This window comes from Bradyrhizobium prioriisuperbiae (assembly GCF_032397745.1).
Taxonomy (GTDB): domain Bacteria; phylum Pseudomonadota; class Alphaproteobacteria; order Rhizobiales; family Xanthobacteraceae; genus Bradyrhizobium_A; species Bradyrhizobium_A prioriisuperbiae.
This window is the reverse complement of the sequence record NZ_CP135921.1, coordinates 250,255-269,833: the sequence shown is the minus strand read 5'-3', so window position 1 is coordinate 269,833 and position 19,579 is coordinate 250,255. Positions and strand designations below refer to the sequence as shown.

Genomic DNA, 19,579 nt, shown 5'->3' with positions numbered 1-19,579 from the left:
AAACAGTTCAGTACTGTTGACTCGTTTGGGCTGAATTGGCAAGTACTGAACAGTTCAGTTTCGTGGATTGTCTGATGTCGTTGCGAACGCGCCTTCAAAGGCGCTTAAAAGGTATTTGGGCACCAATCGCAGTTCAGATCGCGTTGTCCCTGGGTGGATGCGCGGTGGGCCCGGATTTCACCCCGGCTGTGGCACCGCAGGTCAGTGGCTATACCGCTGGTGTCCTGAGCGCGACGGTTTCCGCGGACGGCGCCGGCGGCGCGGCGCAGCGGTTCGCACCCGGTGCCGATGTGTCTGGCGCCTGGTGGCGCGTGTTGCGTTCCCGGCAGATCGAAGCTTTCGTCAGGGAAGCGGTCGACAATCATCCGGATCTCGCGGCAGCGCAGGCGGCGTTGCGCCAGGCGCGCGAGGTGGCGGCTGCTGATACCAGCGCGCTGCTGCCCTCGATCAGCGGTGATGCGAGTGTCACGCGCAATCGGGTGTCGTCGGCGCAGTCCGGGCTCGCCGGGCCGGCATCTCTATACACGCTCTACAACACCTCGGTTCCGGTCTCGTTCACGCCGGACATCTTCGGTGGCAAGGCACGCGGCATCGAGGCCGATCTCGCCAGCGCCGAGTATCAGCGTTTCCAGCTGGAGGCGACCTATCTCACGCTGACGGCGAACGTCGTCTCCACCGCGATCAGCGACGCATCCTATGCGGCGCAGATCCGGGTGACTGAGGAGCAGATCGACGGCCAGCGCCAGCTGGTGTCGCTGCTCGAGCAACAGTTTGCGCTCGGGGCCGTCTCCAATGCCGACGTGCTGACCCAGAAGGCGCAATTGGCGCAGACCGTGGCGACGCTGCCGCCGCTACAGAAATCGCGCGCGCAGAACCGCAATCAGCTGATGGCCTATCTCGGTCGGCTGCCGAACCAGGACAAGGGCGAGGCGGTGCGGCTGGAAGACCTGCGCCTGCCGCGCGATCTGCCCGTCAGCGTTCCCTCGCTGCTGGTGCGGCAGCGGCCGGACATCCGTGCCGCGGAGAGCCAAGTGCATCAGGCCAGCGCCAATGTCGGCGTCGCGACCGCCAACATGCTGCCGAACGTCACGCTCTCGGCATCGGGCGGCAGTTCGGCTCTGGCGCTGTCGGCGCTGTACGGTCCGCAGACCGCGGCATGGAGCGTGGCGGCGAGTGTCGCGGGGCCGATCTTCGACGCCGGCTCGCTGTTCCACACCAAGGAATCGAAGGTCGCGGCGCTGGAGCAGACAAGCGCGCAATATCGCTCCACCGTCATCACCGCATTCCAGAATGTCGCGGATTCACTGCGCGCCATTCAGTCCGATGCGTCGCTGCTGAAGGCCCAGGTCGATGCGGAAAGGACCGCGGCGGAAAGCCTGGCGATCTCGCGCGCGCAGTTCAAGGCCGGCTCCACCACGTTCCTGACCGTCATCAACGCTGAGCAGACCCTGCTCACCGCGCGCACCAACCGGGTCAAGGCACAGGCTTCGCGTTATGCCGACACCGTGGCGCTGTACCAGTCGCTCGGCGGCGGCTGGTGGAACCGCATTGACGAAACGCCGGCGTCCGAAGCCAAGCCGGCCGGGATCGCGGCGATTTTCACACCCGCCGGTGCGCTGCCGACGCCGCCTGCTGCGCCGATCAATTGATGCTGCCCATGTGAGGGCATGGAGTTCACTCATGTTGAAGCGAATGGTCATCATGCTGGGCGTCGTCGGGGCGGTGTTCGCCGCGCTCGCCTGGTTCGTCAATTTCCGGTCCGGCATGATCAGGCAGGCCTTGGCGTCGCTCGCTGATCCGCCGCAGACGGTGTCGACCGTCAAGGCGTCGCCGTCCGAGTGGCAGCCGAAGCTGACCGCCGTCGGCAGCTTTCGTGCCGTGAACGGCGCGGATCTCGCGCTGCAGCTCGCCGGCATCGTCGACAAGATCCATGTCGAATCCGGCAAGGATGTCGCGGCCGGCGACGTGCTGCTCGACCTTCGCAAAGAAGATGACGTCGCCAAGCTGCAGTCGCTGCAGGCGACCGCGGATGGCTTCGCCATCACGCTGAAGCGCGATCAGGGCCAGCTGAAGATCAATGCGGTGAGCCAGGCCACGGTCGATTCCGATCTGGTCAATGAGCGCAATGCGCTGGCGCTGGTGGCCCAGCAGCAGGCGGTGGTCGATCAGAAGACGTTGCGGGCGCCGTTTGCCGGCCGTCTCGGCGTGCGTCAGGTCGATGTCGGCCAGTATCTCACCGCTGGCACCACCATTGTGACGCTGCAGGCGCTCGACCGGCTTTATGTCGATTTCAACCTGCCGCAGCAGGCGATCGATCAGGTCAGGGTTGGGCAGGAGGTCTCCGCCCGGGTGGATTCCTATCCGGACCAGGCCTTCAAGGGACAGGTGCTGGCGATCAATTCGAAGGTCGACCAGACCAGCCGCAACGTGCAGGTGCGCGCGATCTTCGACAATGCGCAGCGCAAGCTGCTGCCCGGCATGTATGTGCTGATCGATGTCGCGGTCGACAAGCCGTCTAATTACGTCACGCTGCCGCAGACCGCCGTCGTTTATAATCCATACGGCAACTCGGTGTTTCTCGCCGTCAAGGGTGCCGCCGGCAAGGATGCGCTGGTGGCGCGGCAGTCGTTCATCAAGACCGGGCTGACCCGCGGCGACCAGGTCGCTGTCGTCTCCGGCATCGAGCCCGGCGCGACCGTGGTGGCAACGGGACAGATGAAGCTGCGCAACGGCACCACGCTGAAGATCGACAATGCGATCCCGGTGGCCAACGACCCCAATCCCAAGCCGGTCGACCAGTAAGCAGAGGCCGCGATGTCCTTTACCGATATCTTCATCCGCCGGCCGGTGCTCGCCCTCGTCGTCAGCCTGATGATCCTGGTGCTGGGTCTGAAATCGATGACCTCGCTGCCGATCCTGCAATATCCGCGCACGCAGAATGCCATCGTGACGGTCACCACCACCTACTACGGCGCCGATCCGGCGATCGTGGCAGGCTTCATCACCACGCCGCTGGAAAATGCCATCGCCCAGGCCAACGGCATCGACTACATGACCTCGACCAGCCAGTCGGGCACCAGCACCATCACCGTCAACCTGCGGCTGAACTACGATTCCGGCAAGGCGCTCACCGAGATCAACACCAAGGTCAATTCGGTGATCAATCAGTTGCCGAGCGGCGTGCAGCAGCCGGTGCTGACGGTCAAGGTCGGTCAGACCATCGATGCCATGTACATCGGCTTCAACAGCGATGTGCTCGCGCCCAACCAGATCACCGATTACCTGATCCGGGTGGTGCAGCCGAAACTGCAGGCCGTGCCGGGGGTGCAGACCGCCGAGCTGATCGGCAACAAGACCTTTGCGTTGCGCGCGTGGCTCGATCCGGTCAAGCTGGCCGCCTACGGGCTGACCGCAACCGATGTCTCGACGGCGCTGTCGAGCAACGACTACATCGCCGGACTCGGCACCACCAAGGGCCAAATGGTCCAGGTCAACCTGACCGCGGCGACCAACCTGCAATCGCTGCAGGAGTTCCGCGATCTCGTGGTCAAGCAGGTCAACGGCGCCAACATCAAACTGTCCGACATCGCCAATGTCACGCTGGGGTCGGAAGACTACGAGTCGTCAGTTGGTTTTAACGGCAAGCGCGCGGTTTATATCGGCATCCAGGTGGCGCCGGCGGCGAACTTGCTCGACGTGATCAAAGGTGTGCGCGCGGTCTATCCGGACCTCAAGGCGCAGCAGCCGGACGGGCTGAACTCGGAGATCATCTACGACTCCACCGAATTCGTGAACAGCTCGATCAGCGAGGTGATCCATACCCTGATCGAGGCGCTGGCGATCGTCACCGCGGTGGTATTCCTGTTCCTCGGCTCCTGGCGCTCGGTGCTGATCCCGGTGATCGCGATCCCGCTGTCGCTGGTCGGCACCTTCACCATGCTGCTGGCGCTTGGCTTTTCGATTAATCTCCTGACCTTGCTGGCGCTGGTGTTGGCGATCGGGCTCGTGGTCGACGATGCCATCATCGTGGTCGAAAACGTCAACCGTCACATCGCCGAGGGTGTGAAGCCTCTGCAGGCGTCGCTGCTTGCCGCACGCGAACTCGCCGGCCCGATCATCGCCATGACCGTTGTGCTGATCGCCGTTTATGTGCCGATCGGCTTCCAGAGCGGCTTGACCGGGGCGCTGTTCACCGAGTTTGCCTTCACCCTCGCTGGCGCGGTCACCGTGTCGGCCGTCATCGCCCTGACGCTGACGCCGATGTGCTGCGCCTTCATTCTCAAGCCGTCGAACAAGGACAAGCCGACGCTCGACGACCGCATCGTCGCATTCATCGACGCACGGATGGACCGCTTGCGACACGGTTACCAGCGGCTGCTGGCCAGCAGCCTGAAAACCATTCCCGTGACCGTGGTGTTCGCCACGCTGGTGCTGACCAGCATCTATTGGCTGTATTCCAATTCCAAGAACGAACTGGCGCCCCAGGAGGATCAGGGTATCATTCTTACCCAATCGACCCTGGCGCCGAATGCGACGCTGCAGCAGAAGCTGTTGTATTCGGCGGAAGTCTACCGGCGGTTCGCAGCGCATCCGGAAACCGCGGGCGTGTTCCAGCTTGACGTCGTCGGCAGCTCGATCGCGGGTTGGGTGCTCAAGCCCTGGGACCAGCGTGCGAAGACGGCGGCGGATCTGCAGCCGATGGTGCAGCAGGAGATGGCCGGCATTGCCGGCGCCAGGATCGTGGCGTTCCAGCAGCCGCCGCTGCCCGGATCCTCCGGTCTACCAATCCAGTTCGTGATCCAGACCACCGACCCGTTCGACCGGCTTGACGGCGTCGCCAAGGCGTTCGCGTCCGAGGCGCTCAAGAGCGGCAAGTTCATCTTCCTGGACAATGACCTGAAGATCGACCAACCGCAGACCTCGGTGGTGATTGACCGCGAGAAGACCGCACAGCTCGGGCTCAAATTGAGCGACGTCGGCAGCGCGCTCGGCACGCTGCTTGGCGGCGGCTACGTGAATTATTTCGGCCTCGACGGTCGCTCCTACAAGGTCATTCCCCAGGTCGAGCAGCGCTCCCGCCTCAACGCCGACCAGGTGTTGAACTATTACATCAAGACCTCCGACGGCACCGCGATCCCGCTGTCGACCGTGGCATCGTTGAAGACCACCACGGTGCCGGAATCGCTGAATCATTTCCAGCAGGTCAATGCCGCCACCATTTCCGGCGTCGCCGCGCCCGGTGTGATCACCGGAGAGGCGCTGGCGACGATGAAGGAGATCGCCGACAGGACGCTGCCGAAGGGCTACACCATCGACTATGCCGGGCAGTCGAGACAGTTCATCCAGGAATCGAGCGGGTTCGCCACCACTTTCGGCTTTGCGCTGATCATCATCTTCCTGGCGCTGTCGGCGCAGTTCGAGAGCTTCCGCGATCCCTTGATCATCCTGGTCTCGGTGCCGATGTCGATTGCCGGCGCGTTGATCTTCATCATGCTCGGCATCAAGGGCGCGAGCCTCAACATCTACACTGAAGTGGGTCTCGTCACCCTGATGGGGCTGATCAGCAAGCACGGCATCCTGATTGTTGAGTTCGCCAACGAGCTGCAGCACGCCGGACGTTCCAGGCGCGATGCCGTCATCGAGGCGACCGCGATCCGGCTGCGGCCGATCCTGATGACAACGGCCGCCATGGTGCTCGGCGTGGTGCCGCTGATCACGGCATCGGGCGCCGGCGCCGCATCACGCTTCAACATGGGCCTGGTGATCGCCTCGGGCCTGGCGATCGGCACGCTGTTCACCCTGTTCGTGGTTCCGGCCTTCTACATCCTGCTGGCTGCCGATCATTCGAAAAACGCAGCCGGCGACGAGGCCGGCGAACCCGACGCGATGTCTGCGGCCGTTGCAGTGCCGCGCGCAGCTGAGTGACCGAATCAGGAGTAGAAAGCTGCAGTCGAAAGAGACGATGAGATGACATCTGTTGCCGACCCCCTTGTGACTGAGACCGGTGTGACCGAGACCCGCGTTGCCGGGCGCGAACTCTGGCTGATCTTGACCGGGATCATGCTGGCGCTGGCATTGGCGGCGCTGGACCAGAATATCGTCGCCACCGCCTTGCCGCGTATCGCCAGCGATTTCGGCGGTCTTGGGCATCTGTCATGGGTGGTGACCGCGTTCATGGTGGCGTCCACCATGACCACGCCGCTGTACGGCAAGCTCAGCGACACCTATGGGCGCAAGCCTGCGTTCTTCGTGTCGATCACCATCTTCCTGATCGGTTCGGTGTTGTGCGGATTGTCCGACAGCATGACGTCGCTGATTGTTTATCGCGCCATCCAGGGGCTGGGTGCGGGCGGATTGATCACCCTCGCGCAAACCGTGATCGGCGATCTGGTGCCGCCGCGGGAACGCGGCCGCTATCAGGGGCTGTTTGCTGCGGTGTTCGCGGTCTGCAGCGTTACCGGGCCGTTACTGGGCGGCGTGATCACCGATCATTTGTCGTGGCGCTGGATCTTCTACGTCAATCTGCCGGTGGGTGCGCTGGCGATGCTGCTGATCGGTGTTGCGCTGAAACACCGTCCGCGCGGCATCGCCCATCGGCTGGATTATGCCGGGGCATTGCTGCTCAGCACCGCCACTTGCTGCGCGCTGCTCGCATTGAGCTGGGGCGGCAACACTTATCCCTGGATGTCACCGGTGATCCTTGGCCTTGCCGGGATCACCATCGGCGCATTGTGGCTCCTGGTCGTCAACGAGGGACGGGCCGCGGAGCCGCTGCTCCCGCCGCATCTGTTCGGCAATCGTGTGTTTCTGTCGAGCGTGCTGGTCATTGGCCTCGCATCCATGGGGCTGTTCACGGCGGCGGTGTTTCTGCCGCTGTATTTCCAGCTGGTGCAGGGCGCGAGCCCGACCGCGGCGGGATTGATGGTGGCGCCGATGATGGGCGGCGTGATCGTGGCGTCGGTCGGCGGTGGCCGGCTGGTGTCGCATTATGGCCGTTACAAATGGCTGGTGACCTGCGGCTTGCTGCTGGCGTCCCTGTGTTTCACGGCGCTTGGCGTCACGGCCTGGACCGGCCAAGGCGCAGGGCTGGGCATCGCCATCCTGGTGATCCTGGGATTTGGCATCGGCGTGTCCTTTCCCAATCTCACCACTGCGATCCAGAGCGCCGTGGGCCGGCAGGACATGGGCGTCGCCACCGCGACGTCGGCGTTCTTTCGCTCGCTCGGCGGTGCGGTCGGCGTCGCGATCGCCGGCGCTGTGCTGACTGCGCGGCTTCACGCTCTGATGCCGCCGGGCACGCCGATTGAGACGGTGACGTCGCACATGCCCTCAGTCAGCGATACAGCGCTGGTGCTGCTCTATCGGCATGCGCTCTCCACCACCTTCTTCGCCGCGGCGGCGGTGGTGGCGATCGCCTGTCTCTTGGTGGCGCTGGCGCCGGAGCAGCGGTTGGCGGGGAAATAGCGCGGTGATACCTCGCCATAAGGCGGGGTACTCGTAAACGTCATCCGGGCCTGACCGATTTATTCGTTTCCGAACATTGCCGGAATTAGAAGCGCGCGCATTTTGTGAGAAAAGCTCTGTGCTGCCATCATCGCGCACAAGCCAACAACAGGCACGAGCGAGCGCTCGAAGCAAATATTCCTGGGGGGACCGCACCATGCCGACCATGACTCGCAGGACTCTGTTGTCCGCAACAGCTGCCGCCGCGCTCGGCCGGTCACTGCCGCTCGCGCCGTCTGCAGCGGTAGCCGCCGTTCCACAGAGCACCACCCAGGGATCGAGCTTCTATCGTTACAAGGTTGGTGAACCCGGCGAAAAGTGTACGACATGCTGGTGGTGGAAAAGATGCTGATCCAGGGCTTCCACTATCCATTCCCCGCACTGGCCCATGTCGAAAAGACCGCCAGCGGCTGTCGCGAGATCATGGTGCCGTGGTCACCGGTGATTTGAACCCACAGCCAATCAGGAAAGCGCTCCGCATGGTTCCAGACCTGCGGGCTCACGGAAGATCTCTTCAAGCTCGGTGGAACAGCCTCTCAAGCCTCACCGATTGCTGGGCCTCCGTTGATCCTGCCTAGGCGGCGGCGTGCGATGGCGGCATGGAAGCGCGCGCCGCCGAGCAGCGCCTCATCGTTGAAGTCGTAGGTCGGGTTATGCAGCGGCGCCGATGCCTCCCCATTGCCGATGAAGGAGAAGCAGCCGGGCACGTGGGCGAGGAACTGGGCGAAGTCCTCCGAACCGGTCATCGGCTCGTGGGCCGCGGCGACGCGGTCGGGCTCGAAGACGGTGCGGGCGGCGGCAAAAGCCTCCTCCACCGACGCAGCATCGTTGATGAGCGGCACGAATTCCCGCGTATAAATCACCTTGGAGCCGACGTTGTAGGTCAGTGCCGTGCCCGCGGCGATGATGCGCATCTGCTTTTCGATCTCGGCGCTAACCTCGGGCCGGAAGCTGCGGGCATCGCCGAGTATGCGGGCGTGGCCCGGCAGGGCATTGCGGGTGCCGTCGGTGATCAGTTCGGTCACCGAGACGACGCCGATATCGGTCGGGTTGAGGCGTCGTGCGACGATGGTCTGTAGATTGGTGACCACGGCGCAGGCGGCGACCAGCACCTCGTTGCCCCAATGCGGGCGCGCGGCATGGCCGCCGGCACCTTGCAGCACAATCTCGAAATTGTCTTCCGCCGACATCATCGGCCCGGCACGGGTCTCGAAACTGCCGACCGCCAGGCCCGGCATGTTGTGCAGCCCGTAGATCTCATCGAAGGGGAAGCGCGTCATCAATCCGTCGCCGAGCATGGCAAGCGCGCCCTTTCCCCATTCCTCGGCCGGCTGGAAGATGAAACGGACGATCCCGTCGAAGCCGCCTTGCTCGGCGAGCATCTTGGCGGCGCCGAGCAGCATGGTGGTGTGCCCGTCATGTCCGCAGGCATGCATGATGCCGGGATTGGTCGATCTGTAGTCCAGCGTCCCCTGTTCCGTGATCCGCAGGGCGTCCATGTCGGCGCGCAGCGCGATCGCACGGTTGCCGGTGCCGCGCTTCAGTGTCCCGACCACCCCGGTGCCGCCGATCCCCTCGACAACGTCGTCCAATCCGAATTCGCGCAGCTTTGCGGCTACGAAGGTTGCAGTCCGGGTCTCCTCAAATCCGAATTCCGGATGCGCATGAAGATCATGCCTCCACGCCCGCATCTCGCTATCGATTGCTGTGTCGTCCGTCATGCGTGCGTTCCCTTGCCGGCGACTGCGCCGGGCGTTTGGCCGACGAGGCGCTCGTAAACGATTGCGTCAGTCGCCCCTTCCGTGTTGATAAGGAATATTCGCGCGTGGGCGCCAAGTTTGACGCGATTGCGCAGCGCCGGATCACGTGTGATCTGGATCAACCCGGCAAGACCGACGCCGCCGCTCTCGCCTGCAACGATAACGGGGTCATCCGGGACGGGATGAGCGAGCCGCTTCATCACGTCGATCGCCTCGTCATCCTCCACCGTCATGAAGGCGTCGGCGGTGCGCGACAGAATACGCCATGCCACGAGCGATGGTTCGTGGCATTCGAGCATCGCCATGACCGTCGCCTCGCCATGCAACAGCTTGACCGGATGTCCGGCGCGGGCGCTTTCGTACAGGCAGGCTGCGTGGGCCGGATCGACCACGACAAAGAACGGACGCTGCGGACCGAGGACCTGCGAGAAATGCCCGGCGACCGCGGCGGCGATGCCGCCGACCCCGGCCTGGACGAAGACATGAGTCGGCGGTTCGGGCAACTGGCGCAATGCCTCCCGGAGCAGCGCGGTATAGCCCTGCATGACGAGTCCCGGAATGCGTTCGTATCCCGGCCATGACGTGTCCGAGACGATGATCCAACCGCTCTCGTTTGCCACGCGCGTCGCCTCCGCGACGGAATCGTCGTAATTACCGGCAACGCGCACCGTCTCGGCGCCAAAGCGCGCGATGGCGTTGACGCGCGCATCGCTGACGCCGGCATGAACGAAGATGACGCATTTGGCGCCGACAAGCTTGGCGCCTTGGGCCACGGAGCGGCCGTGGTTGCCGTCGGTCGCGCAGGCGACGGTCAGTTTTGCCGCTACAGCGTGGACATCCGGTGAGCGAAACTCCGAGATATCGATCGTCCGGCCGAGCTGGCGAGACGCCTCCTCGACAATCAGGCGGATGACCGCGTACGAGCCGCCCAGCGCTTTAAAGCTGCCGAGGCCCAGGCGATGGCCTTCGTCCTTGATGTGGATTGCGGCGACACCCAACTCGCGGGCCAGGCTGGGAAGGGAGAGCAGCGGGGTTGGCCTGTGCCCGTCGCGCTGTTCGAGAAAGCGTTCCGCCTCGCTCGCGGCGGCAAGGCCGATCGTTGCGGCATCGCCTGCGTCGAGCGGTTTGCCGTGATCCTTATGGTCGTTGATGATCAGCATGGTGAGGGCCTCGGCGCCGAAGAGAGTCGTCTGCCTTATCAACGATATTGCGTATGTGACGCGTTGTGTGCTCCATTTCCGGCCCTCATACACAATTTTGGCTCACTGAAGCGCTTGCAGATGCACAAACAACCCGTCCCATCACCGGATGATCTCGACCGTACGGATCGTGCCATTCTCCGAATCCTGCAGCGTGACAACAAGACGTCGCAGCGCGAGATCGCCGAAGCCGTCAGTCTTTCGGCGGCGGCCGTCCAGCGGCGCATCAAGAGAATGGAAGACACGGGCGTCATCCAGGCGAATGTCGCAGTCGTCGATCCAGCCAGGGTCGGGCAGGCCATCACGCTGTTCGTTGAAGTCGAGATGGAGAGCGAACGTGTCGAGATGCTTGAAGCCGCCAAGCGCTCGTTCGCATCCGACCCGGGCGTGCAGCAGTGCTACTACGTCACCGGAGAGGCCGATTTCGTGCTCGTCATAACAACCGCCACAATGGCCGACTACGAGGCGCTGACGCACCGCCTGTTTTTCGCCAACAACAATGTGAAACGGTTTCGAACCTTTGTTGCCATGGACCGCGTCAAGGTCGGGCTGAGCGTGCCGATCCTGTAGGGCGGCCGAAATCCCGGGGCATTCATGCGCTGACTATACGGGTGCCCTTTCATTCGTCTCGCTTCTCTCCGCCGTTCTGTCTATCTTGCGGACACTGTTGTCATGTCAGTTGGCGGATGCGTCGCCGCCAAGCAAACAGAGACGGACACAGACGAACAGAGAACATGTCCGGCGTAGAGCGGACGGAAGAAGTGGCAAGTGCTGTATCATGGAAACTGAAGCCCCCGTTCCGCGTGCGATCCTTGTCGCGGTCCAGCTCCCGGATGTTGATGACGTCGCGCATGCCGGGAGCCTCGAGGAATTGGGCCGCCTGGTGAAGACGCTCGGCTACGATGTGGTCGGCGTGATTTCACAGAAGCGCGACGCAATCGACGGCGGAACGGTGCTCGGCAAGGGGCGGCTGGAAGAACTCGCCGCCATGACCGGCGGGACAGGCGTGGTTGGATCCACGGCACCGCTTCGCAAGTCCAAGGCTCGGGAACGCTTTGGAGATGCTGGCGAGAAGCAGCCGCGTGTGGTGGAGATCGAACTTGATCGGGAGGCGCCAAAGCCGGATGTCGTGATTGTCGATCATGATATCTCGCCGAACCAGGCACGCAATATCGAGCGTGCAACCGGAGCGGAGGTCCTCGATCGGACCGGCGTGATCGTGGAGATTTTCCATCGTCATGCACGCAGCCGTGAGGCAAAGCTGCAGGTTGAGATGGCGCGGTTGAAGTACGTCTCGCCACGCCTGCGGGAAGCGTCGGGCGGCGGCGGACGTCATCAGGGCCCTGGCTCAGGCGAGTCCGATCTTGAACTCGATCGCCGCAAGATCCGCGATCGCCTCGCGGAGCTGAAGCAGCAACTGGACGATATCCAGCGAGATCATGACGAGCGCCGGTCGGCGCGTCGCGATCGGCTCCGGGTCGCCCTGGTCGGTTACACCAATGCTGGGAAATCGTCGTTGATGCGTGCGCTGACCGGCAGTGAGGTGTTGGTTGCGGACAAGCTTTTCGCAACGCTGGACACGACGGTGCGTGCCCTGCACCCCGAGACGAGGCCGCGCGTGCTGGTCTCGGATACGGTCGGATTCATCAAGAAGCTGCCGCATGATCTCGTTGCGTCGTTCAGATCCACGCTGGCCGAAGCGCTCGAAGCATCGCTGCTGTTGTTCGTCGTTGACGCGTCGGATCCGACCTACGAATCGCAATTGGAGGTGAGCCGCGGTGTGCTGCGCGAGATCGGCGCCGATATCGTCCCGTCGCGCCTGCTCCTCAACAAGATCGATCGCATAAACGAGGCGGATTGCGCTGCACTCCGCGCAAAACACCCCGACGCGATCTTCCTGTCAGCGAAGTCGGCCGAGAACGTGGCGGCGCTGCGCGAGGCAATCATCGCGTTCTTCGAAGCGGCCATGGTGGAGGACGACCTGGTGCTGCCGTATGCTCAACAGGGACGGCTGAGCGAGGTGTATGAGAACGCGCGCGTGCTCTCCGAGGGTTATGATGCCAATGGACGGATCATGAGGGTGCGTGGCCTGCCCGGCGCGATCGCGCGGTTGCGGAAAAGCCTGGCTACGTCATGAGTCAGTGATTGTTAGCCTTCGATTGACCTTCGGGCGTTCGCGGCAGCGCCGGCGAGAGCTTCCATTCCGACTCTATCGGAACGGAAACTCTAAAGATCGAGCTGCAATTGTGATCGGGCGGCGGGGTAGGTGATGAGTCCTCCCTCCGTTGGCCGGGCAAACGCAGTCAATGCTCCCTGTTCGCGGCCCTCGGCATCGATCACGTGAATGATCTCATGCCTCCGCGCGATCAGATAGTCCGAGATGATTTGCCGGTGACAGTCGGTCCACGACTTCTCGGCGCACATCAGCGCGGTCTTTGGCTGCAGCGTGTCGCGCCGACGAGTCAATGCGGCCTGAAACACCTCGGTCATCGCATAGTCTGCATAATTGCGCAGAAATCCCGGTGGCCAGCCGTCGTTCGGACCTGAGGATGAGACGACAGGATTATCCCGATAACCGCCAAGGTCGGGAAAATGCCGATAGCCAATTCCGACTGCGGCCAGTTCGTTCTTCAGCGGGGTAGCGTTGAAATGCGGATGCCGTCGCGAGGCGGGATACCGCCGCACGTCGACCAGTGCCAAGATCCCGGCGGAGCGGAGAACGGCGATGAAGTCGGACAGCGTCCTGTTGGAGTGTCCCACTGTGAAGACAAGATTTGCTGACATCTGGTGCGCTCGTCAGCTGGCAGATGCGCCGGTCGCCGCTGCCCCCGACAACCCCCGCATCAGCAAATCGAAAGAGGCGTCGATGTAGGCTTCGACGTCGATCGGTCGCCGGTCGCCGAACAGCATCCACCACACATTCAGCAGGATCGCCGGGCTGACGATGATCTCGGGGAAGTTCGCTGCGGGAGTAGGGCGGAATTCTCCGGCTTGGATGCCGGCCGCGATGATCTCGCGCAACCGTTCGGTGAAGGGCTGCATGAACGCCAGATAATGACGCTCCACCAGGTCGGGGAAGCGGGCGCCTTCGGCGATCAGAAAGCGCAGTGTCTCGCGTGACGCGCGTTCTCCGGCCATCCGGGTGTGCAGGAAGCCGATCAGTGCGCGCAGCCGCGTGCGATAGGACCCGTGCAGTGCGCCGACAAAACTGTTGAGCTCGGCAAACACCGGCCGCGAAACGTGGCGGATCATCTCGTCGAACACCCGCTCCTTGGTGTCGAAGTAGAAATAGATCGTGCCCTTGGTGACGCCGGCGCGCGCTGCCACGTCCTCGAGCCGCGTGGCGGCATAGCCGTGCTTGACGAATTCCTCGAAGGCGGCGTCGAGAATTTCGCCGGGGCGTTCCGCCTTGCGGCGTTCCCGGCGTTTGGGCGGTGCGTCAGTCTCCGGCATGGTCTCTCCAAGCTCTTATTATGAGGGTGATTTTATTATTGACTTACGAGTTAGTCAATAATATTTGTCGCGCCTCTGAAAGAGGCCCGTGCCACCATGGGTTCCAATCAAGCCGGTGCCCCCTCAAACGTCGAGCGTGTCGTCATGAGCAGCCGTCTCCGATGTCGTGTCAGTCGTGATCCCGGATCCGGCATCGGCGCCGGGTTGCGCGCCGCTTGTGTGCTGTCCGTTGTGGCGGTGCTTGCCGGCTGCAACGATCGCAATGCGGTCGCCGCAAAGCCGCCGACCCTGGTTCGCACCGAAACCGTGCAGTTGAAGGATCGCCAGGCCTCCGTCACCCTGACCGGCGATGTCCAGGCCCGGGTGCGGGCCGAACTGTCGTTTCGTGTCAGCGGCCGCGTGATTGAGAGGCTGGTGGACGTCGGCGCCCATGTGAATGCCGGTGACGTGCTGGCGCGGATCGATCCCACCGAGCAGCAGGCCGATCTCGATGCCGCCACCGCCGCGGTGTCCGCGGCGGAATCCCAGGTGCGGGTGGCGACGGCGACGTTTGAGCGGCAGAAGACCCTGATGGGCAACGGCTTCACGACGCGAGCGACCTTCGATCAGGCCCAGGAGGCGCTGCGCACCGCCGAGGGCTCGCTTGAATCCGCCAAGGCGCAGCTCGGCACCGCGAAGGATGCGTTGGGCTACACCGAGTTGCGCGCCAGCGCCGCGGGCGTGATCACTGCCCGTAGCCTTGAAGTCGGCCAGGTGGCGCAGGCCGCGCAGTCGGCCTTCACGCTGGCGCAGGACGGCGACCGCGACGCCGTGTTCGATGTTTATGAGTCGATCTTCTTCCGCCAGCCGGGAGGCGACAAGATCGCGCTGGTGCTGGTGTCGGATTCGAAGGTCATGGCGCAAGGCCACGTGCGCGAGGTGTCTCCGACCATCGATCCGAAAACGGCAACCGTGCGGGTAAAGGTCGCGATCGAAAACCCGCCGCCGGCCATGACGCTCGGCAGTGCGGTCATTGGCACCGGGAAGTGGAAGCCGGTGCAGCGGATCGTTCTGCCGTGGAGCGCGCTGATGGCGGATGCCGTCAAGCCTGCGGTCTGGGTGGTGGACGGCAAGACCAAAACCGTGTCGCTCAAGGAGGTCGCGGTCGACGAGTACGAGACCGGAACGATCAGTATCAAGAGTGGGCTGTCGCCGGGTGATCGTGTTGTCACCGAGGGCGGCAAGCTGCTCAGCCCGGGGCAGACGGTGACTTTTGACGGGGAGCGCGCATCATGATGTTCCATCATGCCAAGTCCATCGCCTCCGTAGCCCGGATGAGCGAAGCGACATCCGGGGTGGGCGTCGCGAAGTTGATCCCGGGTATCGCTCCGCTCACCCGGGCTACGCGCATCACCTTGTTGTTGAGCACCTGCATCACGGTCGCCGGTTGCAACGAAAAAGTCGCAGCCCCCGTTCCGGTGCGGCCGGTGCTCTCGGCCGTGGTCGCCCCGGCATCGGCGGACAATGCCTTTATCGTCGGCACCGTGCAGCCGCAGTTCAAGACCGATCTCAGCTTTCGTGTGCTCGGGCGGCTGGTGGCGCGGTCGGTCAATGTCGGCGATAACGTCGACAAGGGGCAAGTCGTGGCCGCGATCGATCCGGCCTCGCTCGAGCTCGCGGTGCGCTCGGCGATTGCGGATGTGTCGAGCGCCCAGGCGCAATTGACCAATGCGACCGGCGCGGAGGGACGCCAGCGGACGCTGATGGAAACCGACGCCACCAGCAAGGCGACGCTTGAGACCGCGGAGCAGAGCCGCGCCGCTGCGCAGGCCTCCGTCATCCGCGCCCAGGCAAATCTCACCAAGGCGCGCGAACAGCTCGGTTATGCCCAGCTGAAATCCGATTTTGCCGGTGTCGTCACCGCAATCAACGCTGAAGTCGGTCAGGTGGTGTCGCCGGGCCAGGCCGTGGTGACGGTGGCGCGTCCCGATGTGCGCGAAGCTGTCATCGACGTCGCTGACAATATCGCCGGTGCGTTGTCGATCGGTATGCCCTTCGCGGTCAGCCTGCAGCTCGATCCCTCGATCAAGGCCGAAGGCAAGGTGCGCGAGATCGCGCCGCAAGCCGATGCGGTGACCCGTTCGCGGCGTGTCCGCATCACCCTCGACCATCCGCCGGAAACCTTCCGGCTCGGCACCACGGTGACGACGGTGCTGGCCGGCGCCGTCGTGCAAGGCCTGCGGGTACCGCCGTCGGCCATCCTCGCCAGGGACGGCAAGAATTTCGTCTGGCTGGTCGATCCGTCGAGCCACACCGTGGCGCTGCGCGAAATCCAAAGCACCAAGGATGATGATGGCGGCGTGCGTGTCACCGCCGGTCTCGACGCTGGCGCGCGCGTCGCCACCGCCGGCGTGCACAGTCTTGCCGAGGGCCAGAAGGTCCGCATCGATCAGGAAGCGACCCCGTGAAATCATTCAACCTGTCTGACTGGGCGCTCCATCACCGTTCGCTGGTCTGGTATTTCATGATCGCCTTCATGGCAGCCGGGCTGTTCTCTTATCTGCAGCTCGGGCGCGAGGAAGATCCCGCCTTCACCATCAAGACCATGCTGATCCAGGCACAGTGGCCCGGTGCCTCCGCCGAGGAGATGACGCGCCAGGTCACCGATCGGATCGAGAAGAAGCTCGAAGAGCTGGAATCGCTCGACTACACCAAGAGCCTGACGGTTGCAGGGCAAACCACGATCTTTGTCAATTTGCGCGACACCACCAAGGCGCAGGACGTGGCCCCGACCTGGGTGCGGGTGCGCAACATGGTCGCCGATATCAAGAGCAGTTTCCCGCAAGGCGTGGTCGGGCCTGGCTTCAACGACCGGTTCGGCGATGTCTACGGCAACATCTATGCCTTCACCAGCGACGGCTTGAGTCAGCGGCAGTTGCGTGACCGGGTCGAGGACGTGCGCGCCCAGGTGCTGACCGTACCGAATGTCGGCCGCGTCGACATCGTCGGCGCCCAGGACGAGGTGATCTATCTCGAATTCTCCACCCGCAAGGTTGCCGCACTGGGTCTCGACGGCCGCACGATCGTCAGCGCTCTGCAGGCGCAGAATGCGATCGCGCCGTCGGGTGTGCTACAGGCCGGTCCGGAACGGATCAGTGTCCGGGTCAGCGGCCAGTTCACCACGGAAGACAGCCTGAAGGCCATCAACCTGCGGGTCAACGATCGTTTCTTTCCGCTCACCGACGTCGCCACCATCACCCGCGGCTATGCCGATCCGCCGACCTCGCTGTTTCGTTTCAATGGCGAGCCGGCGATCGGTCTCGCCATCGGCATGAAGGCCGGCGCCAATTTGCTGCAGTTCGGCGAAGCACTGAAGCACAAGATGACCCGGATCGTGGCCGACCTGCCGATCGGCGTCGGCGTGCACCTCGTGTCCGATCAGCCGCAGATCGTGGAGGAAGCGGTGGGCGGCTTCACCCGGGCGCTGTTCGAGGCCGTGGTCATCGTGCTGGCTATCAGCTTCATCAGCCTGGGAATGCGCGCAGGTCTGGTGGTCGCGATCTCGATTCCGCTGGTGCTCGCCATCACCTTTGTGGTGATGGCTTATGCCGGGATTTCACTGCAGCGGATTTCCCTCGGCGCCCTGATCATCGCGCTCGGCCTTTTGGTCGACGATGCCATGATCGCGGTCGAGATGATGGTCGCGCGGCTCGAGGTTGGGGATACGCTGACCAAGGCAGCGACTTATGTCTACACCTCGACCGCATTCCCGATGCTCACCGGCACCCTGGTCACGGTCGCCGGCTTCATTCCGATCGGATTGAACAACAGCGCCGCCGGCGAATTCACCTTCACGCTGTTTGTGGTGATCGCGGTGTCATTGGTGGTGTCGTGGATCGTCGCGGTGCTGTTTACACCGCTGCTCGGCGTCACCATCCTGCCCGAGGCGATGAAGAGCCATCATGAGGAGAAAGGCCGCTTCGCCCGGATTTTCGCGCAGATTCTCGACATCTGCATGCGTCGCCACTGGATCACCATCGCCGTGACCGTGGTGGTGTTTGCGCTGTCGCTGGGCGGCATGAAATTCGTGCAGCAGCAGTTCTTTCCGTCGTCCGATCGCAATGAGCTGGTGGTCGACTGGAACCTGCCGCAGAACTCGTCGATCGCGGAAACCAACGCGCAGATCGCGCAATTCGAGCGCGAGGCGCTGCAGGGCAGGGACGGCATCGATCACTGGTCGAGTTATGTCGGCACCGGCGCGCCGCGGTTCGTGCTGTCGTTCGACGTGCAGCCGGCCGACGTCACCTTCGGCCAGGTCGTCATCGTCACCAAGGGCCTCAAGGTGCGCGATCGCCTCAGGGGGGAGTTGCAGGCCTATCTGAAGAAAACGTTCCCCGGTACCGATGCCTTTGTGAAATTGCTGGACATCGGCCCGCCGGTCGGCCGCCCGATACAGTATCGCGTCAGCGGGCCCGATATCGCCAAGGTGCGCAGCTATTCGCTCGAGCTCGCTGGCGTGCTGCGCAGCAATCCGCATCTCGGCGACGTGGTGTTCGACTGGATGGAGCCGGCGCGCGTGGTCAAGGTCGACGTGCTGCAGGACAAGGCGCGGCAGCTCGGCGTCAGTTCGGAAGACATCGCCTCGACCCTCAACGGTGTGCTCGACGGCACCTCGGTGACCCAGGTGCGCGACGACATCTATCTGATCAAGGTGCTGGGGCGCGCCAAGGCGACCGAACGCCAGTCGCTCGAGACCCTGCGCGACCTGCAACTGGCCGGCAGCGGCGGCCAGTCGGTGCCGCTCGCCGCGGTGGCGACGTTGCGTTACGAGATCGAGCAGCCCACGATCTGGCGCCGCTCGCGGCTGCCGACCATCACGTTGAAGGCCGGCATCCTGGATGCGGTGCAGCCGAATACGGTGGTCGATCAGCTGAAGCCGCAGATCGCCGCCTTCGACGACAAACTGCCGCCGGGTTACAATGTCGTGGTCGGTGGCAGCGTCGAGGAAAGCGGCAAGAGCCAGGCGCCGATCGTCGCGGTCGTGCCACTGATGCTGTTCGTCATGGCGACCATCCTGATGCTGCAGTTGCAGAGCTTCCAGCGGTTGTTCCTGGTCTTTGCCGTGGCGCCGCTGGCGCTGATCGGCGTGGTCGCAGCGCTGTTGCCCAGCGGCGCGCCACTCGGCTTCGTCGCCATCCTCGGCGTGCTGGCGCTGATCGGCATCCTGATCCGCAACTCGGTGATCCTGATCGTGCAGATCGAGCATCTGCGCGAGGAAGGCCGGCCGGCGTGGGAGGCGGTGATGGAAGCGACCGAACACCGGATGCGGCCGATCATGCTGACGGCGGCGGCCGCAAGCCTGGCGCTGATCCCGATCGCCCGCGAGGTATTCTGGGGGCCGATGGCGTATGCGATGATGGGCGGCATCATCGTCGGCACCGTGCTGACGCTGTTGTTCCTGCCGGCGCTGTATGTCACCTGGTTCCGGATCAAGGCGCCGGGCTATGGGCAGGCGGAGGAGGCCAAAACCGCGCCCGAGAGTGAAGTGGAGTCATCCTAGTCAGTGAGAGTTGAGTGCGTTACTGTCATTCCACGAGGCTGACGATAGCGGCGACAATACCGACAAACGCGCTTCAAGCGCCTGTCACTGGTGCTTGAAAGAGCTCGAACCATTGATATGAATGG

14 protein-coding genes are annotated in these 19,579 nt (G+C 63.6%); 10 read left to right on the top strand and 4 right to left on the bottom strand.

Annotation, left to right across the window (positions count from 1 at the left end):
• The first annotated feature begins 74 nt into the window (after positions 1–74).
• The 5 genes from RS897_RS01265 (at position 75) to RS897_RS01245 (ending at position 7,953) form a co-directional block, all read left to right on the top strand.
• Positions 75–1,649 (top strand): efflux transporter outer membrane subunit, encoded by a 1,575-nt coding sequence (locus tag RS897_RS01265; RefSeq protein WP_315834810.1) that lies wholly within the window; start codon positions 75–77, stop codon positions 1,647–1,649.
• A gap of 31 nt (positions 1,650–1,680) precedes the next feature.
• On the top strand, positions 1,681–2,802 hold the full coding sequence (locus RS897_RS01260) for an efflux RND transporter periplasmic adaptor subunit (RefSeq protein WP_315834809.1): 1,122 nt from the start codon (positions 1,681–1,683) through the stop codon (positions 2,800–2,802).
• A 12-nt stretch (positions 2,803–2,814) separates the two neighbouring features.
• Positions 2,815–5,925, top strand: coding sequence for an efflux RND transporter permease subunit (locus RS897_RS01255; RefSeq protein ID WP_315834808.1), 3,111 nt, complete (start codon positions 2,815–2,817; stop codon positions 5,923–5,925).
• Positions 5,926–5,967: 42 nt separating this feature from the next.
• A complete protein-coding gene (locus RS897_RS01250) occupies positions 5,968–7,464 on the top strand; it encodes an MDR family MFS transporter (protein WP_315834807.1) in 1,497 nt (498 codons plus the stop codon).
• Between the two features lie 366 nt (positions 7,465–7,830).
• On the top strand, positions 7,831–7,953 hold the full coding sequence (locus tag RS897_RS01245; RefSeq protein WP_315834806.1) for a hypothetical protein: 123 nt from the start codon (positions 7,831–7,833) through the stop codon (positions 7,951–7,953).
• Between the two features lie 86 nt (positions 7,954–8,039).
• Here RS897_RS01245 and RS897_RS01240 read toward each other — a convergent pair whose 3' ends face one another.
• Together RS897_RS01240 and RS897_RS01235 are read right to left on the bottom strand one after the other, a co-directional pair.
• Positions 8,040–9,224, bottom strand: coding sequence for a M20 aminoacylase family protein (locus RS897_RS01240; RefSeq protein ID WP_315834805.1), 1,185 nt, complete (start codon positions 9,222–9,224; stop codon positions 8,040–8,042).
• Positions 9,221–10,423 carry a diaminopropionate ammonia-lyase gene (locus tag RS897_RS01235; protein ID WP_315834804.1) on the bottom strand — a complete coding sequence of 401 codons (1,203 nt, stop codon included), beginning with the start codon at positions 10,421–10,423 and terminating at the stop codon, positions 9,221–9,223. The genes RS897_RS01240 and RS897_RS01235 overlap by 4 nt, the downstream gene beginning before the upstream one ends.
• Positions 10,424–10,543: 120 nt before the next feature.
• On the opposite strand from RS897_RS01235, the gene RS897_RS01230 reads away from it, so the two are divergent.
• Positions 10,544–11,032: an Lrp/AsnC family transcriptional regulator gene (locus RS897_RS01230; protein ID WP_315838942.1), complete on the top strand. Its 489-nt coding sequence runs from the start codon at positions 10,544–10,546 to the stop codon at positions 11,030–11,032.
• Positions 11,033–11,141: 109 nt separating this feature from the next.
• Positions 11,142–12,599, top strand: coding sequence for a GTPase HflX (gene hflX / locus RS897_RS01225; RefSeq protein WP_315834803.1), 1,458 nt, complete (start codon positions 11,142–11,144; stop codon positions 12,597–12,599).
• A gap of 89 nt (positions 12,600–12,688) precedes the next feature.
• Here the strand turns inward: hflX and RS897_RS01220 are convergent, their stop codons facing one another.
• Together RS897_RS01220 and RS897_RS01215 are read right to left on the bottom strand one after the other, a co-directional pair.
• Complete coding sequence (locus RS897_RS01220) at positions 12,689–13,246, bottom strand: DUF488 domain-containing protein (RefSeq protein ID WP_315834802.1); 558 nt, start codon at positions 13,244–13,246, stop codon at positions 12,689–12,691.
• 12 nt (positions 13,247–13,258) lie between these two features.
• Positions 13,259–13,915, bottom strand: coding sequence for a TetR/AcrR family transcriptional regulator (locus RS897_RS01215; RefSeq protein WP_315834801.1), 657 nt, complete (start codon positions 13,913–13,915; stop codon positions 13,259–13,261).
• Between the two features lie 144 nt (positions 13,916–14,059).
• Between RS897_RS01215 and RS897_RS01210 the strand changes: the two genes are divergently transcribed.
• From RS897_RS01210 to RS897_RS01200, 3 genes are read left to right on the top strand one after another with little or no spacing between them, the layout of a single operon-like run.
• Positions 14,060–15,190: an efflux RND transporter periplasmic adaptor subunit gene (locus RS897_RS01210; RefSeq protein WP_315834800.1), complete on the top strand. Its 1,131-nt coding sequence runs from the start codon at positions 14,060–14,062 to the stop codon at positions 15,188–15,190.
• A complete protein-coding gene (locus RS897_RS01205) occupies positions 15,187–16,362 on the top strand; it encodes an efflux RND transporter periplasmic adaptor subunit (RefSeq protein ID WP_315834799.1) in 1,176 nt (391 codons plus the stop codon). Before RS897_RS01210 ends, RS897_RS01205 begins: the two co-directional genes overlap by 4 nt.
• Positions 16,359–19,454 (top strand): efflux RND transporter permease subunit, encoded by a 3,096-nt coding sequence (locus tag RS897_RS01200; protein ID WP_315834798.1) that lies wholly within the window; start codon positions 16,359–16,361, stop codon positions 19,452–19,454. The genes RS897_RS01205 and RS897_RS01200 overlap by 4 nt, the downstream gene beginning before the upstream one ends.
• The last annotated feature ends 125 nt before the right edge of the window (positions 19,455–19,579 follow it).

What these genes read in the sequence shown, in the direction of transcription:
- RS897_RS01265 (WP_315834810.1), top strand. Translation starts at nt 75, where the DNA reads ATGTCGTTGCGAACGCGCCTTCAAAGGCGCTTAAAAGGTATTTGGGCA.
- RS897_RS01260 (WP_315834809.1), top strand. Translation starts at nt 1,681, where the DNA reads ATGTTGAAGCGAATGGTCATCATGCTGGGCGTCGTCGGGGCGGTGTTC.
- RS897_RS01255 (WP_315834808.1), top strand. Translation starts at nt 2,815, where the DNA reads ATGTCCTTTACCGATATCTTCATCCGCCGGCCGGTGCTCGCCCTCGTC.
- RS897_RS01250 (WP_315834807.1), top strand. Translation starts at nt 5,968, where the DNA reads ATGACATCTGTTGCCGACCCCCTTGTGACTGAGACCGGTGTGACCGAG.
- RS897_RS01245 (WP_315834806.1), top strand. Translation starts at nt 7,831, where the DNA reads ATGCTGGTGGTGGAAAAGATGCTGATCCAGGGCTTCCACTATCCATTC.
- RS897_RS01240 (WP_315834805.1), bottom strand. Translation starts at nt 9,224, where the DNA reads ATGACGGACGACACAGCAATCGATAGCGAGATGCGGGCGTGGAGGCAT.
- RS897_RS01235 (WP_315834804.1), bottom strand. Translation starts at nt 10,423, where the DNA reads ATGCTGATCATCAACGACCATAAGGATCACGGCAAACCGCTCGACGCA.
- RS897_RS01230 (WP_315838942.1), top strand. Translation starts at nt 10,544, where the DNA reads ATGCACAAACAACCCGTCCCATCACCGGATGATCTCGACCGTACGGAT.
- RS897_RS01220 (WP_315834802.1), bottom strand. Translation starts at nt 13,246, where the DNA reads ATGTCAGCAAATCTTGTCTTCACAGTGGGACACTCCAACAGGACGCTG.
- RS897_RS01215 (WP_315834801.1), bottom strand. Translation starts at nt 13,915, where the DNA reads ATGCCGGAGACTGACGCACCGCCCAAACGCCGGGAACGCCGCAAGGCG.
- RS897_RS01210 (WP_315834800.1), top strand. Translation starts at nt 14,060, where the DNA reads ATGAGCAGCCGTCTCCGATGTCGTGTCAGTCGTGATCCCGGATCCGGC.
- RS897_RS01205 (WP_315834799.1), top strand. Translation starts at nt 15,187, where the DNA reads ATGATGTTCCATCATGCCAAGTCCATCGCCTCCGTAGCCCGGATGAGC.